14 protein-coding genes and 1 tRNA gene are annotated in these 14,449 nt (G+C 50.3%); 7 read left to right on the plus strand and 8 right to left on the minus strand.

Translation table 11 applies throughout. The features are described from left to right. The 6 genes from P1P89_19025 to rpmF all read right to left on the minus strand — a co-directional run. Positions 1-471, minus strand: a 471-nt coding sequence (locus P1P89_19025; protein ID MDF1593607.1) for an AAA family ATPase, incomplete at its 3' end; no start/stop codon positions are given. 258 nt (positions 472-729) lie between these two features. Further along, the gene (gene fabF, locus P1P89_19030; GenBank protein MDF1593608.1) at positions 730-1,971 is read right to left on the minus strand and encodes a beta-ketoacyl-ACP synthase II; all 1,242 of its coding nucleotides are present in this window, start codon (positions 1,969-1,971) and stop codon (positions 730-732) included. Positions 1,972-2,111: 140 nt separating this feature from the next. Beyond that, positions 2,112-2,339 (minus strand): acyl carrier protein, encoded by a 228-nt coding sequence (gene acpP / locus P1P89_19035; protein MDF1593609.1) that lies wholly within the window; start codon positions 2,337-2,339, stop codon positions 2,112-2,114. A gap of 16 nt (positions 2,340-2,355) precedes the next feature. Continuing rightward, positions 2,356-3,102 carry a 3-oxoacyl-[acyl-carrier-protein] reductase gene (gene fabG, locus P1P89_19040; GenBank protein ID MDF1593610.1) on the minus strand — a complete coding sequence of 249 codons (747 nt, stop codon included), beginning with the start codon at positions 3,100-3,102 and terminating at the stop codon, positions 2,356-2,358. Between the two features lie 2 nt (positions 3,103-3,104). Beyond that, positions 3,105-4,772, minus strand: a complete 1,668-nt coding sequence (locus tag P1P89_19045) for an acyl-CoA dehydrogenase family protein (GenBank protein MDF1593611.1) — start codon at positions 4,770-4,772, stop codon at positions 3,105-3,107. Positions 4,773-4,792: 20 nt separating this feature from the next. Further along, a complete protein-coding gene (rpmF, locus tag P1P89_19050; protein MDF1593612.1) occupies positions 4,793-4,975 on the minus strand; it encodes a 50S ribosomal protein L32 in 183 nt (60 codons plus the stop codon). Positions 4,976-5,421: 446 nt separating this feature from the next. On the opposite strand from rpmF, the gene gltX reads away from it, so the two are divergent. From gltX to P1P89_19065, 3 genes are all read left to right on the plus strand, one after another. Further along, positions 5,422-6,834 carry a glutamate--tRNA ligase gene (gltX, locus tag P1P89_19055; protein MDF1593613.1) on the plus strand — a complete coding sequence of 471 codons (1,413 nt, stop codon included), beginning with the start codon at positions 5,422-5,424 and terminating at the stop codon, positions 6,832-6,834. A gap of 84 nt (positions 6,835-6,918) precedes the next feature. Further along, positions 6,919-6,992, plus strand: a tRNA-Gln gene (locus P1P89_19060). 254 nt (positions 6,993-7,246) lie between these two features. Further along, positions 7,247-8,944, plus strand: coding sequence for a glutamine--tRNA ligase/YqeY domain fusion protein (locus tag P1P89_19065; GenBank protein ID MDF1593614.1), 1,698 nt, complete (start codon positions 7,247-7,249; stop codon positions 8,942-8,944). Between the two features lie 313 nt (positions 8,945-9,257). Here P1P89_19065 and amrB read toward each other — a convergent pair whose 3' ends face one another. After that, complete coding sequence (gene amrB, locus P1P89_19070) at positions 9,258-10,109, minus strand: AmmeMemoRadiSam system protein B (protein ID MDF1593615.1); 852 nt, start codon at positions 10,107-10,109, stop codon at positions 9,258-9,260. A 178-nt stretch (positions 10,110-10,287) separates the two neighbouring features. On the opposite strand from amrB, the gene P1P89_19075 reads away from it, so the two are divergent. From P1P89_19075 to P1P89_19090, 4 genes are all read left to right on the plus strand, one after another. After that, entirely contained in the window at positions 10,288-10,704 is a 417-nt protein-coding gene (locus P1P89_19075; GenBank protein MDF1593616.1) for a thioesterase family protein, read from the plus strand. Positions 10,705-10,821: 117 nt separating this feature from the next. Beyond that, a complete protein-coding gene (gene nifU / locus P1P89_19080; GenBank protein MDF1593617.1) occupies positions 10,822-11,646 on the plus strand; it encodes a Fe-S cluster assembly protein NifU in 825 nt (274 codons plus the stop codon). Between the two features lie 4 nt (positions 11,647-11,650). Continuing rightward, positions 11,651-12,838: a cysteine desulfurase NifS gene (gene nifS, locus P1P89_19085; GenBank protein MDF1593618.1), complete on the plus strand. Its 1,188-nt coding sequence runs from the start codon at positions 11,651-11,653 to the stop codon at positions 12,836-12,838. A gap of 337 nt (positions 12,839-13,175) precedes the next feature. Further along, entirely contained in the window at positions 13,176-13,367 is a 192-nt protein-coding gene (locus P1P89_19090; GenBank protein MDF1593619.1) for a hypothetical protein, read from the plus strand. A 542-nt stretch (positions 13,368-13,909) separates the two neighbouring features. On the opposite strand, the gene P1P89_19095 is transcribed toward P1P89_19090, so the two are convergent. Next, complete coding sequence (locus P1P89_19095; GenBank protein ID MDF1593620.1) at positions 13,910-14,368, minus strand: hypothetical protein; 459 nt, start codon at positions 14,366-14,368, stop codon at positions 13,910-13,912. Positions 14,369-14,449 lie beyond the last annotated feature (81 nt).

Consider the following 14,449-nt stretch of genomic DNA (forward strand, 5'->3'; position numbering starts at 1 on the left):
CGGCGAAAGTTGCTTGTCATAGATCCGCGGATATCCGCCTGCAAAAAGAAGGGATTCCAAAGGCTGGGACACTTGATCGGCTTGATCGAGTTCTTCATAAGAAAAGGGAAGCAAATTCAAGATGGCAACCCGGCCGGCCAGTGACTGGCTGATGCCTTCCATTAGACTAAAGTTAAAGGATCCGGTCAAAATATAAAGCCCTTCCCTGCTGGATGCATCTACCCGAGTCTGAATGTAAGAGAAAAGCTCAGGTACGCGCTGGACTTCATCCAGTATGGCTCCTTCAGGATGAGACTCCAGAAATCGACGGGGGTCGGAGACAGCAAATTCCCGCGTATCCGGATCTTCCAGGTTGACATACGCTCGATTGGGAAAAACTTCCCGTACCAACGTTGTTTTACCGGATTGGCGTGGTCCGGTAAGGGCGACCACAGGATACTGACGGGCTAACGCAATTATTTTCTCTGACATTATCCGAGGTATCATGAAACTGCTTATACCAATAATCCTTACAATCTGTCAATTGGACTTACATATTGTATGGATTCTATCTGTTTTTGTCTTTATGGCAATAAATATCAGTTTCCCACTTGAGTTGATGATTTGAGATCAAAATCATCTAATTTTAGAACGAGGTAAAATAGAAAATCAAAGGCAGGCATCTTATTTTTTTGCCACACATCCATAAATTTTCGATACAGTCTCTCCTCAAAATAGAATTCTTATCAATTATTGAAAATACTTGCTTAGAATGAGTGACGCATTGGTTCCGCCGAAACCAAAAGAATTGGTCATGGCAACTTTGACTTCCTGTTTGCGGGCTGTATGGGGAACATAATCCAGGTCACATTCTTCGCCGGGGTGATCCAGGTTTATGGTCGGGGGAATCACACCGTCATGAATCGTCAGGGCTGTGAAAACGGTTTCCACTCCGCCGGCGCCCCCCAGCAGATGCCCGGTCATGGATTTAGTAGAGCTGATGGGTATGGACTTGGCTTTTTCCTTGAATACGGTCTTTACCGCCCGGGTTTCAAAAAGGTCGTTCATCTGGGTCGAGGTGCCGTGGGCGTTGATGTACTCAACCTTATCATAACTGATTCCGGCGCTGCGAAGCGCCGCCTGCATGCACCGGGCCGCACCTTCGCCGTCCGGCGACGGCGCCGTGATATGATGCCCGTCTCCGCTCATTCCATATCCGATCATCTCGGCATAGATATGAGCCCCCCTTTCCAGCGCACCTTCAAGGGTCTCTAAAATCACAATGCCGCAGCCTTCCCCCACCACAAAACCATCCCGATCCCGGTCAAAGGGGCGGGACGCTTTTTGGGGATCTCCGTTGCGGGTCGACAGGGCCTTCATGGCATTGAACCCGGCAACGCAAGTGGGTGTAATCACGGATTCCACCCCACCGGCGATCATCGCCTCGGCCCCGCCCCTTTGAATAATGCTGTAAGCATCGCCCACGGCATGCGCGCCGGCTGCGCAGGCCGTGGCAATGGAAACATTGGGACCCTTGGCGCCGAACTGGATGGAGATCATGCCCGGAGCCATATTGCCGATCATCAGGGGAATAAAAAACGGACTGACTTTTTTGGGTCCTTTTTCATGGATGAGAACACTGTGCTCTTCCAGCCAGGAAAGTCCGCCCAGGCCGCATCCGGTAATGACGCCGACCTGATCCGCGTTGCGGCTGTCGATCACGAGGCCGGAATCATCCAGGGCCATCCGCGCTGCGGCAATGGCGTAGGAAATGAACGGCTGCATGCGCCGGGCCTCTTTTTTCGGCAAAAAATCTTCCGGATTAAAATTTTTTATCTCTCCGGCAATTTTGGTATCATACTGAGCGGTATCAAACCGGGTAATTTCACCGATACCTGATTTGCCGGCACAAATTGCCGTCCAGGTCTCATTAACGCCGATCCCCAAAGGGGTTACCAGTCCCACCCCTGTTATAACAACCCGTCTGTCCAAAAAATCCTCCTTTATCGCCATGTTGATTGCGACGGTTCAGCGCTGAAAAATATCGCCCCAAACCCAAGGAATCCCTGCAGCCTGTCCAATTCCCACCGATATGTATGGTTTCTCAAATACGATCGATAGACGCTGCCGAATTAATGCGAGTTAATGTAATCAATGGCATCTTTGACCGTTACCAGTTTCTCTGCATCCTCATCGGAAATATCGATATCAAATTCTTCTTCCATCGACATGATCAGTTCCACCAGGTCCAGCGAATCTGCCCCCAGATCATCCACAAAAGATGCTTCCGGAACCACCTCTTCCAATTCAACACTGAGCTTCTCTGCAATTATTTTTTTTACTTTATCCTCTACGGACATGAAATTTTCCTCCTTATTAGATGTACATTCCGCCACTTACGTGAATTACCTGACCCGTGATATAGGCCGCTTGTTCCGACGCCAGAAATGCAACCATATCGGCCACATCTTCCGGCTTCCCCGCCCGGCCCAGTGGAATCTGGCCGAGCATGGCATTCTTAATGTTTTCCGGCAGTGCGTCCGTCATGTCGGTTTCAATAAACCCGGGGGCGACTGCATTGACCGTAATTCCCCGGGGCGCCAGCTCCTTTGCGGCCGTCTTTGTCAGCCCGATGATCCCGGCCTTGGACACCACATAATTCGCCTGCCCGGCATTGCCGGTGACGCCGACGATGGACGCAATATTAATGATACAGCCGGAACGCTGCTTCATCATCTGTTTGGCCGCTATCCGGGTACAGTGAAATGCGCCTTTCAGATTCACATTCAAGACCGCATCCCAGTCTGCTTCCTTCATCCGGACCAGAAGACTGTCCCGGGTAATGCCGGCATTGTTGACCAGCACATCAATCCGCCCGGTTTCTTTGATGATGTTGTCCAGGAATTCCGAAACTTCCTTTTCCGAAACCACATTGACACAGGCGCTTTTAACTTCGCTTCCCAGCGCGGCAATCTCTTTTTCGGTATCTGCGGCAGCAGGATCTTCCGGATAAAAATTAAAATATATCCGGCTTTCCGGCTGCGCCATTGCAAGACATATCGCGCGTCCGATCCCCCTGGATCCGCCTGTTATTACAATCGTACGTTTGCCATCTTCCGGCATTTTTACCTCCCGAACAATCTATCCGCGACCTTATCCATGTCTCTGACAACGTTCTGGCAGCCGCAAATCAACTGGTCATGCGCCACCGCTTTCATAAAAGCCGCGGCCTCTTTTTCGTCAAAAGCGCCGGTCCCCTTCACGATCTTAAGAATATTTTGCGCAACCAGCTGGGCCACCTCGGCGGCAAAAACCCTGGAAATCGTTTTAATCCTTTCCGCATCCCTGGCCTTGGATTCAGCCAGCCGCTTTGCCTTGCGCGCCAGGCTGGCGCCGACTTCCACATAGGTCATCATATCGGCCAGTAGAAACATGACATGCTGCTCTTTTGTCAAACGGCGGTCATGAACCAGATCGATGGCACTATTTAAAGCGACCGCAGCCAGCCCATAATAACGGCCGCCGGCATCAGGGGCCGTTTGGTCTAATTTTTCCATTTCAGTTGCCATGGCCCCGTAGTACTCACCTTTTGTTTTACGGGTTTTCTTCCAGCGGAACGTACTGATGATATTTTGCTGGATTTCGCTGGTCCCTTCGTAAATGCAGGTGATTTTGACGTCCCGTTTTATTTTTTCAACTTCGAACTCGGCGATGTATCCGTACCCGCCCAGGGCCTGAATGGCATCGTCCGCCGTTTTGTTGGCGGCTTCGGTTGCAAAGAATTTGGCGATGGACCCTTCCACCTGAAGGTCCTTCTCGCCCGAATCAAACCGCAGCGCAACTTCATCCAGATAGGCGGCGGCGGCTTCCAGCCGGACGGCATTGGGCACCACCAGCTTGTGCGTATAGCCCTGCTTCTCGGACAAGGGCGATCCGAACTGAATCCGTTCTTTGGCATATGGGATAACGATGCCCAGCGCCGACTCCCCGGCCCCAAGCCCCATTGCTGCCACCATCAGACGCGTATATCCGAACACCTCGTTGGCCTGTTTCAAACCGACCCCGGGGACTCCGCCTATCAGATTTTCAACCGGCACAAAAACATCGCTGAATGAAAGCGGCGATGTATTGGAAGCCCGGATGCCGTGCTTCTCTTCACCCTTTCCCTGAACGAAACCCTTGGTTCCTTTCTCAACCACAAAAAAGGTGGGCCCCTCGGGTGTTTTGGCCAGCAGGGTAATAAAGTCGGCATACCCGCCGGTGGAAATGAACTGCTTGTTGCCGTTTACGTTGTAGCCGATGATTTTTCCCGAATCATCCCGAACCGGGTCCGCTGTGGTGGTTAAGGCCGCCAGGTTGCTGCCGGCATCCGGTTCCGTTACGGCATAGGCAACCAGTGAGTTTCCCTCCGCAATCGCCCCCAGCCATTTCTTTTTTTGCTCCTCGGTCGCGCCCACCAGCAGGGGGTCTGCGCCCAGTTGAATGGCAAAAAAAGCGGTGGCGACCCCCAGACAGATGCGGCCCATCTCCCTGGTAATCGCACAACTGTCCCTGGCCCCGCCACCGATGCCGCCATAGGCTTCCGGAATAAAAAGAAGCTGAAGGCCGATCTCCGGATCCAGCATCTTGCGAATGTCGGCCTCGGGAAACACTTCTTTTTTGTCAAATTCGAGAATTCTATCTTTGGTCAGAAGCCGCTTGCGCAGGTCCTTAACAGTGTCAAGGACCATTTTTCTCGAATCCGGATCCAGTCCGATCAAATTAGAGCCGGCTTCAGTCTGAGATAACGACATTGATATCACTCCTCCTAAACTTATTCGTCTTTCGATTCAATTACGGTTCGCCCTTTGTAGGATCCACAACTTGGGCAGGCATGGTGCGGCAGTTTGGTCTCTCCGCATTGCGGGCAGGTGGAAACGTTCGGTGCGGTTAATTTGTCGTGTGAACGACGCATATCCCGTTTTGACTTAGATGTTCTGTGTTTTGGATTTGCCATGAGTAATCTCCTAAATATTTGATTTTAATTGATATTTAACGATAATCACTAATTTATTTTCAAGAGCCCTTCTAGTAATCAAAATAAATTTGAATGTCAAGAATTTTCATATTTTTTTTTGACCGCTTGTACACAATCGGCAAGTATGCTATTGAGGCTTCTAAAAATTATCCCGGATTTAGCTAAAAACATTGTATCATCTTGATTATATAACATATTTTGAAACGATTTTGTCGGTAATGAGACTTGATTGCCCGATGCAACCGTCTCATGGCTGCCGTAAATGTTCACGTTGCACCGGGTTTTCCGGTTTTCATCTTTTCTCGGCGATTGAATCTATTACTAATCTAAATGCTCATTTTAAATGACATTTTTAATTATTTACCATAATTTTAGATTGTTATAAAAAGCTACATTCTAACTATTACTGATAATGGCAGGCAAAAATGGACCCCATCGTAACTCGTTTCCCCCCCAGCCCCACCGGGTTTCTCCATGTGGGCGGCGCCCGTACGGCCCTGTTTAACTGGCTTTATGCCCGTCACATGAAAGGTAAATTTGTCCTTAGGATCGAAGATACCGACACGGCGCGGTCGACCCAGGATTCTGTGGAAGCCATATTTAGCGGACTTGAATGGCTAGGGATCGACTGGGATGACGGCCCTTATTTCCAGTCTAAGCGGCTGGATATCTATCAGCAATATATTCAGCGGCTTCTGGATAAAGAAGCGGCCTATTACTGTACCTGTTCCCCGCAGGAATTGGAAGTCATGCGCCAGAAAGGGATGGCTGCCGGCGGCAAACCAAAATATGACGGCACCTGCCGGGAAAAAGGCCTCTTAAAAACAGCGGATGCCGTTGTCCGGTTTAAGGCCCCGCTGGCCGGCACAACCGTACTTTCAGACGTGATTAAGGGAAACATTGTATTTCAAAACGCTGAAATGGACGATTTTATCATTGCCCGCAGCGACGGCACCCCGACTTATAATTTTTGCGTGGTAGTCGACGACCTGACCATGGGAATCAACACGGTTATCCGCGGAGACGACCACGTGATGAACACGCCCAAACAGATTCAGCTTTACAACGCCCTGGAGGGCCCGCTGCCGACCTTCGGCCATGTTCCGATGGTATTGGGAAACGATAGGAGCCGTTTGAGCAAGCGCCATGGCGCCATGTCCGTGACGGCCTACCGGGATATGGGATATCTCCCGGACGCATTCATCAATTACCTTGTCCGCCTGGGATGGTCTTTTGGAGATCAGGAGTTTTTTACCCGGGAAGAGTTGATTGAAAAATTTACCCTTGAAAACATCGGCCGCTCTGCCGGCGTATTTGATTTGGAAAAGCTGCAGGCCCTGAATGCCGACCACATCAAGGCAACGCCGCCGGAAATACTGGTTGGGCACCTGACGCCGTTTTTAACAGCCAGGGGGTATACCCTGACCGAAGGCGCCTTTATTGAAGGTGTCATCAACACCCTGCGGGAGAGGAGCAAAACCCTCCTGGATATGGCTGAAGACGCACGATTCTATTTCAGTGATGATGTCGCTTATGAAGAAACGGCCGCCCGCAAATTTCTAAATCCCTCTGCCCGGGAGCCTTTGAGCCTGTTGATCGACCGGCTGGCTGAGCTTGAACGATTTGATGAAAAAGCGCTTGAAGGCGTATTTGTGGCCGTGATGGAGAGAACCGGCTTAAAGCTGGGCAAAATCGCCCAGCCGGTCCGGGTGGCGCTGACCGGTAAAACCGCCAGCCCCGGCATTTTCGAAATTATCGCGGTGCTGGGCAAGGAGCGGGTTGTTTCGCGTTTAAAAAAAGCCGTTCAATTTATTATGGGCCAGGAAAAACAGCTATAGATGAGATTCAGCATGTTATATACGCTCTTTTATCTTGACACCTCTTGCTCTTTTTTTTATGTAACGATCAACTTTATTTGATATTGAGGGATCGTCTAGCGGCAGGACGACGGGTTCTGGCCCCGTTAACCTAGGTTCGAATCCTAGTCCCTCAGCCACAACATAAAAGGGTTGCAGAGATCGATCTGCAACCCTTTTTTTATTAAGAAACGCGTCATCGCTTCAGCGTAACATTCAATCAGCGATTTGAACAGGCTTCGGTTTTAAATCTGGCTCTTGCCCTCGATATCTTTTTCAGATATAAAATTTTTCATCTATAATAAGGATGAGACCTGCCCTCCGGCTTTCCCCGATAGGCGGGTGTAACTTTTCATGCCAAATGGACAATAATTTATCTTTGAGGAATTATTAAATGAATACGGCAGATTCAACCCCGACACCCAATTTTATCCGCAGCATCATCGCTGAGGATATCAAGCTGAATAAAAACAACGGCCGGGTGGTTACCCGCTTCCCGCCGGAACCCAATGGCTACCTGCATATCGGCCATGCCAAATCCATCTGTCTGAACTTCGGACTTGCGGCTGAACATAACGGCCGGTGCCACCTGCGCTTTGACGATACCGATCCGAGCAAAGAGTCCATGGAATATGTCGATTCCATCCGGGCCGATGTCCGCTGGTTGGGATTTAGCTGGGGCGACAATCTCTTCTTTGCATCCGATTATTTTGAAAAGCTCTATCAATACGCTGTCGAGCTGATCCGGGCGGGCAAAGCCTACGTCGACAGTTTAAGCGCCGAAGAAATCAGGGAGTTTCGGGGAACCTTGACCGAGCCGGGCCGAAACAGCCCCCATCGGTCCCGCAGCGTGGCAGAAAACCTGGATTTATTTACACGTATGCGGGCCGGTGAATTTAAGGACGGCGCCCATGTATTGCGGGCAAAAATCGACATGGCCGCGCCCAATCTGCTGATGCGGGACCCGACCCTTTATCGCATCCGGCACACCCCGCATTACCGCACCGGCGACACCTGGTGCATCTACCCGATGTATGACTACACCCACTGCCTTTCGGATTCTATTGAAGGAATCACCCATTCCCTCTGCACACTGGAGTTTGAAAACAACCGCCCCCTGTATGACTGGGTGCTGGATGAACTGAAAGTCGACTGCCACCCCCGGCAGATTGAATTTGCGCGGCTGAACCTCAGCTACACCGTTTTGAGCAAGCGCAAGCTGGTGCAACTGGCGGAGGAGGGGCATGTCGACGGATGGGACGATCCCCGCATGCCGACCCTGTCCGGTCTGCGCCGGCGCGGTTACACACCCGAGTCCATCCGCAACTTCTGCGACCGCATCGGGGTCGCCAAGCGCGACAGCATGGTGGATGTGGCCCTCCTGGAGCACAGTGTCCGGGAAGATTTGAACAAACGGGCGCCGCGGGTCATGGCGGTCTTGCAGCCCCTTAAAGTCGTCATTGAAAATTATCCGGAAGATCAGGAGGAAATGCTTGAAGCCGTCAACAATCCCGAAGACGCCGGCATGGGCACACGCATGCTCCCATTTTCCCGTGTTCTGTATATCGAACAGGAGGATTTTCGCGAAGATCCGCCCAAAAAATACTTTCGACTCGCGCCCGGCCGGGAGGTGCGGCTGCGGTATGCCTATTTTATTACCTGCACCCGGGTGGTAAAAGACGAAAAAACCGGCCGGATTGTCGAACTGTATTGCACCTACGACCCCGCAACCAAAGGCGGCGATGCCCCCGATGGCCGCAAAGTCAAAGCCACCCTGCACTGGGTATCGGCTGCCCATGCGCACACTGCTGAAGTGCGCCTGTACGACCGGCTTTTTTTGAATGAAAATCCCACTGACAAAAAAGAGAGTCCGGATTTCAAAGCCTCGCTGAATCCGAACTCTCTTGAGGTGCTGACGGATTGCCGGGTTGAGCCCGGCCTGGCGGATGCCGCCCCGGGCAGCCGTTATCAGTTTGAACGCCTGGGGTACTTTTGCGTCGACCCCATAGACTCCGGCAACAACCGCCTGGTATTTAACCGGACCGTTTCCCTGCGCGACACCTGGGCCAAGATTGAGCAGCGACAGAAATGAATCTATGGCTCCCGAAAGTCGGCGTCGGATTAAACCAGGAGAGCCCGATCTGGGTATAAGTCGTTGGAAAATCCGAAACCCGAATATCGAAATGCGAAACAAATGATAATGTCAAATTCCCTAATAACAAAAACACGAACACCTTAAAGAGACTGGACACGTGCTTTGTTTGGGTCATTCGAATTTTGGTCATTAGATATTGTTTCGGATTTCGGATTTCGGATTTCGTGCTTAGAGCTTAGTGTCATTGCCGCATAGACTCCAACACCCAGCCACAACGGATAGTGCCTTCCTGCGGAAATAAAACTGTTTTCTAAAAAATCACCCCGGCATACCCGACGAAGCTGTCCCCGGGACTTTTATCATAGCTAGTAGCATAAGCGATGGTTTCAGCCGCTTTGGCGCCCAGCGTTTTTGCGGCCGCTATGGCCGCTCCCGCCGCCCCGGCACAGCAGGCGTTCTGGCTCTCCAGGGCCTCGCCGATAAGCCGCTCGGGATCCATGGCGAGCATGGCATCCAGGATGCGTTTATCATTTTCGTCCCGCACCCAATTCACCGCCGAAGCGCCCACCCCTTTGGGTGAAAATCCATAGTTCATACCATAATGGGTCAAATCGGTGGAACCCAGAATTTTCAGCTTCAGATCAAGCCCGGCGGCAATCTCAACAACCGCCCGGGCAACTTCCAGGGACTCTTTTACCGGCGGCACGCCCATGGGAACAATGGCTGCGTTTTCAAAAAAATACCTGATAAAGGGGAGTTGCAGTTCAATAGTGTTGTCCCTGCTGAAATGATCGGCTGTTTCAATCTTAAATTTAAAACGTTTGCTAAGTTCCCGGGCCAATTCGGTTGCAATCGGCAAATCACCAAAAGGCGTTTCCCAGGCCCCTTCGGTCATCATATAGCGGGGGGAGGCAGGATGAAGATGCATGCCAAAAACCACGATCACATCCGGCAGTGGTTCCTGTCTGAGGCGATGGATGACGTTGCAGGCAATACTTCCGGAAAAATACCAGCCGGCATGGGGGACAATACCCCCGACAAGTCTTTTATCATCAGCAACCGGTCCCTTGGCCTTGTTAATAAACGAGGCTATTTCACGCTCGCATGCATCCGCGCTGTCCGGATACCAGCTCCCGGCAAACATGGCTTTTCTAGCTTTCATGGCTCACACCTCCTCTGAATTACGGGTTGATGTTGAAAGCGCTTTAAAACTCGTGCTTTTCTGTGTTATGAATCGTCCATAATTTGCCATATGCCGGACCTCATGTCCAACACATTTTAACCCTGATTGATTGTAAACAAAATGAAAGGGTTTAAGATAATACTACAAGAGGATTAGGATGAATCAGCCCCATGCATTTTCGACAAATATCGATGTCCGCTTCAGAGACCTGGATGCTCTCGGCCATGTGAACAATGCTGTTTTTTTTACTTACTTTGAAGAAGGTCGCAAAAACTTCTTTCAAAAACATTTCACGCTTTCCGGCCCAACCGGGTTCGGCTTTATATTGGCCCACATCAGTTGCGATTATCTGAAACCGGTCCGAATGACGGACCGATTAAAACTGCATATATCCGTCGGCGGCATAAAAAATAAAAGTTTTACGTTTACCTACAAGCTGGCCGACCGCAAGGACGATTCCATTGTGTTTGCAACCGGAGAATCCATCCAGGTCTGCTACGACTACAGCTTAAACAAATCCGTCCCGGTTCCCCCTGATTTCAAAGAAAAACTGCTGGCCTTTCAGCAACGCTAAGCGGCCACGGCAAATATTTTAAGAAGGAAATTTAAGTTTTTATCATCCACTTTTCTTTTGCAACATAATGATTAACTTATTCCCAAATGCTAAGGAATGGAGAAAGGGGAGGTCATCATGTGGGAATACACCGATAAGGTCAAAGACCATTTTTTAAATCCGCGCAATGTGGGTGAGATTGAAAATCCAGACGGTGTGGGCGAGATCGGCTCTCTGGCCTGCGGGGATGCGTTGAAGTTGTATTTCAAGCTGGATGAAAATAAGCGCATTTCCGAGGCTAAATTTCAGACATTCGGCTGTGCCAGCGCCATCGCCTCTTCCTCGGCCCTGACCGAGATGGTCATAGGGCTTACATTGGAGGAAGCCGCCAAAATCACCAATGAAGATATCGCCACATACCTGGGGGGCCTGCCCAAGGAAAAAATGCACTGCTCGGTCATGGGTAGGGATGCATTGGAACAAGCCATTTCCGACTACCGCGGCCAGAAAACCGAGATAAAAGAAGGCCGGATCATCTGTGAATGCTTTGGCGTTACGGATCTTGAAATCGAACGGGCGGTCCGGGAAAACAATTTAAAAACCATCGAAGATGTCACCGCCTATGTGAAGGCCGGCGGCGGATGCGGAAATTGTCACGATAACATCCAGGAAATTATCGACGCCGTCCAGGGGAAAGCCCTTCCAAAAAAGCCCCAACCGGCCAGATTAACCAATATCCAGAAAATCAAATTGATCGAAGAAACGCTGGAGCGGGAAATAAGGCCGGCCCTGAAAAAAGACGGCGGCGATATCGAGTTGATAGATGTGAATGGCAATCATGTCCTGGTGAAACTCCGCGGAACCTGTGCCGCCTGCAAGGCCTCCCAGGTCACCCTCAAGCACTACGTTGAATCAAAGCTTAGAGAGCTCGTAACCCCTGAAATCGTTGTTGAGGAGGTATAGAAAGATGAAAACGGTCTATGTGGACAACAACGCCACCACCCGGGTCGCCCCCCAGGTACTGGAAGCCATGCTCCCTTTCTTTTCTGAAAACTACGGCAACCCTTCCAGCATGCACAGCTTCGGCGGTGATGTCGCCAAAAAAATAAAAGTTGCCCGCACGTCTGTGGCCGATCTGATCGGCGCTGCCCCCGAGGAAATTGTTTTTACAAGCTGCGGCACTGAAAGTGACAGCACCGCCATCAGGGCTGCCATCCACTCCAACCCCGAAAAGCGGCATATCATCACCACCCGCGTTGAACATCCCGCCGTTAAAAACCTGTGCGAGCACCTTGCCAAAAACGGCTACCGCCTGACCGTGGTTCCGGTGGATTGCGACGGACGCCTTGACACTGACGCTTTGGTTAAAAACCTTTCCGACGACACGGCTGTTGTCAGCGTCATGTGGGCCAACAACGAGTCCGGCGTTATCTTCCCCATCGAAGAAATTTCCCAGGCCGTCAAGGAAAGAAACATCGTCTTTCACACCGATGCCGTCCAGGCCGTCGGCAAAATCCCCATCAACGTCAACAGGACCGGCGTTGACATGCTGTCCCTGTCCGGCCACAAAGTCCATGCCCCCAAGGGAATCGGGGTGCTCTATGTGCGCAAGGGCACCAAGTTTTCACCTTTCCTCATCGGCGGCCACCAGGAAAGCGGCCGCCGGGGCGGAACGGAAAACGTCCCTGCCATCATCGGCCTGGGAAAGGCCAGTGAACTGGCCGCGGAACATATCGATGAAGAAAACACCCGCGTCAAAGGGTTAAGGGACAAGCTTGAAACTGAAATTTTAAAGCGGATCCCCCATGTCATCGTCAACGGCGACAGGGACCATCGCCTCCCCAACACCACCAGCATCGGTTTTGAATACATTGAAGGCGAAGCCATCCTGCTGATGATGGATGCCCTGGGGATCTGCGCTTCTTCCGGTTCCGCCTGCACCTCCGGTTCCCTGGAGCCGTCGCATGTCCTACGGGCGATGGGGGTCCCCTTTACATCAGCCCACGGCTCGATCCGCTTCAGCCTGAGCATCTACAATACCGAGGAAGAGATCGACTATATCATCGAAAAAATGCCGCCCATCATTGCACGCCTGCGCCAGATGTCGCCCTTCTGGCAGGATTTCATCAAAAAGCAGCCGGCAGCGGTTGAATAAAGCATATCACCCGGCCCTTAAAATTTTGACGAACGATCCGCAGTACTTGGAAGACGGAGAAAAGATTGCGGGTCAGCATCCCGAAAGGCCGGGTCCCAAATATCCATTATATATTGCAATGCCGGACATTCGTGTGATATTGAAAAAACAAAATCCTTTTGAATTCTCACCACCAGTTATTACGAACCAACGATATTTTTAGATTCAAGTTGTTGTGGAATCTCGTTCTCATTCTGCACTGATTTTGCGTGAGCTTCGCGCTCGGACTCTGGCAAGGAATGTTCATTTCATCATTTCTTAAAACTAAACATAAGATTTTTTTATAAGGAGGAGAAGGATGTCAGGATTGAAAAAATGGATAGTCACTTTATTATTAGCGATATTGATGACAAGCATTATCTCATGTGAAGAAAAAGGACCTATGGAAAAGCTTGGAGAGAAGGCAGATAAAGCAGTAGAAGATGTTAAGAAATCAATAAATAGTGGGTTAGCCAAATTTAACCAAATTTTCATGTATAGTAAAATCTGAGGTGAAGCCAAAAAACGGCCCACCTTTATCTCTATTCTGCAATTCGGCTTTAAAAGGCAATATTCCCGTTCTTGATATTTTGAACGATATCAAATATATTCCAAACAAATACCTATTAAGCGCACTATTATCGGAACTGGCAAGAGCACCAGAAAAAAGTCAAGGTCTTTTTTCATCTTTTTTCAAGACAACACTCCCCCGTACCGGACTAAGCCGGTTTTTTTAAAGTTCTTTCTTCTGAACCAGAGTTAGGTTTCACAGCAGTTAATATTTAAAACTCGACGAAGCCGGTGGTAAACCCCGTCCGATATTGTCCGACGCTGGCATTCTGGTATGACAAGATCTCTGGCAGTCGCCAAGATCAGAGCACCTTGGAGCCATAATGAGAAGTTCGGACGGACAGGGTCAGGCACTCTTGCCATAGCCGTCAATGCTTTTATCTTTTTTTTAAAAAGCACCGCAGCAGTAGTCCGGAGCCATCCTGTCCGCCGAAGCTGTAAATATCTTTTGTCGTTAACGTCAACCCTGGTATCGATACGGGGTTACAGGCTGAGTTTTATGTCATAGAGCTCCTGTATGATATATCTCCATTGTCCCAGGGGCCGGTCTTTAGCAAAGGCCGCTTTAAGCGCTCCGAGTTTGCTCCATTTATCCTTAAGGTACGGCCACACAGACAGATAGTAACCAGCTCGCTCTTGCGGCTTGGTTTTAACGTTTCGCAGATGGGCTGGAAGATAAATCTGCGATGTTCGCATTAAGCACAACGCCATTCTTAGGAATCGGCGGGCTATCCCAAAGTCGGCGTGCTGACCGTTTGCTTCGCGGCGTTTATAATCGGCCAGAAGATCCGCCGGTCCATATCGACCGATATGGAAGGCCGATTGAACCACATAATCTTTGAGAATATGATTATTTCTTTTACTGACACGACCGGCAAGGGGCTGTCCCTCAGGGCCGCCGGATTGTTTAACCCGCGGCACGATCCCGGCATATGAGACCAGGTTGTTTAATTTGACATTGTAAAGATTATTCTTGCAATTACTTCAGTTATTTACTATGGATGTATTCATGAAATCAACCCC

The sequence above is a fragment of the Desulfobacterales bacterium genome (genome assembly GCA_029211065.1).
GTDB lineage: Bacteria > Desulfobacterota > Desulfobacteria > Desulfobacterales > JARGFK01 > JARGFK01.

Bases quoted from the DNA above. Each gene is read 5' to 3' on its own strand.
- acpP (MDF1593609.1), bottom strand. From the start codon at position 2,339: ATGTCCGTAGAGGATAAAGTAAAAAAAATAATTGCAGAGAAGCTCAGT.
- fabG (MDF1593610.1), bottom strand. From the start codon at position 3,102: ATGCCGGAAGATGGCAAACGTACGATTGTAATAACAGGCGGATCCAGG.
- P1P89_19045 (MDF1593611.1), bottom strand. From the start codon at position 4,772: ATGTCGTTATCTCAGACTGAAGCCGGCTCTAATTTGATCGGACTGGAT.
- rpmF (MDF1593612.1), bottom strand. From the start codon at position 4,975: ATGGCAAATCCAAAACACAGAACATCTAAGTCAAAACGGGATATGCGT.
- gltX (MDF1593613.1), top strand. From the start codon at position 5,422: ATGGACCCCATCGTAACTCGTTTCCCCCCCAGCCCCACCGGGTTTCTC.
- P1P89_19065 (MDF1593614.1), top strand. From the start codon at position 7,247: ATGAATACGGCAGATTCAACCCCGACACCCAATTTTATCCGCAGCATC.
- amrB (MDF1593615.1), bottom strand. From the start codon at position 10,109: ATGAAAGCTAGAAAAGCCATGTTTGCCGGGAGCTGGTATCCGGACAGC.
- P1P89_19075 (MDF1593616.1), top strand. From the start codon at position 10,288: ATGAATCAGCCCCATGCATTTTCGACAAATATCGATGTCCGCTTCAGA.
- nifU (MDF1593617.1), top strand. From the start codon at position 10,822: ATGTGGGAATACACCGATAAGGTCAAAGACCATTTTTTAAATCCGCGC.
- nifS (MDF1593618.1), top strand. From the start codon at position 11,651: ATGAAAACGGTCTATGTGGACAACAACGCCACCACCCGGGTCGCCCCC.
- P1P89_19090 (MDF1593619.1), top strand. From the start codon at position 13,176: ATGTCAGGATTGAAAAAATGGATAGTCACTTTATTATTAGCGATATTG.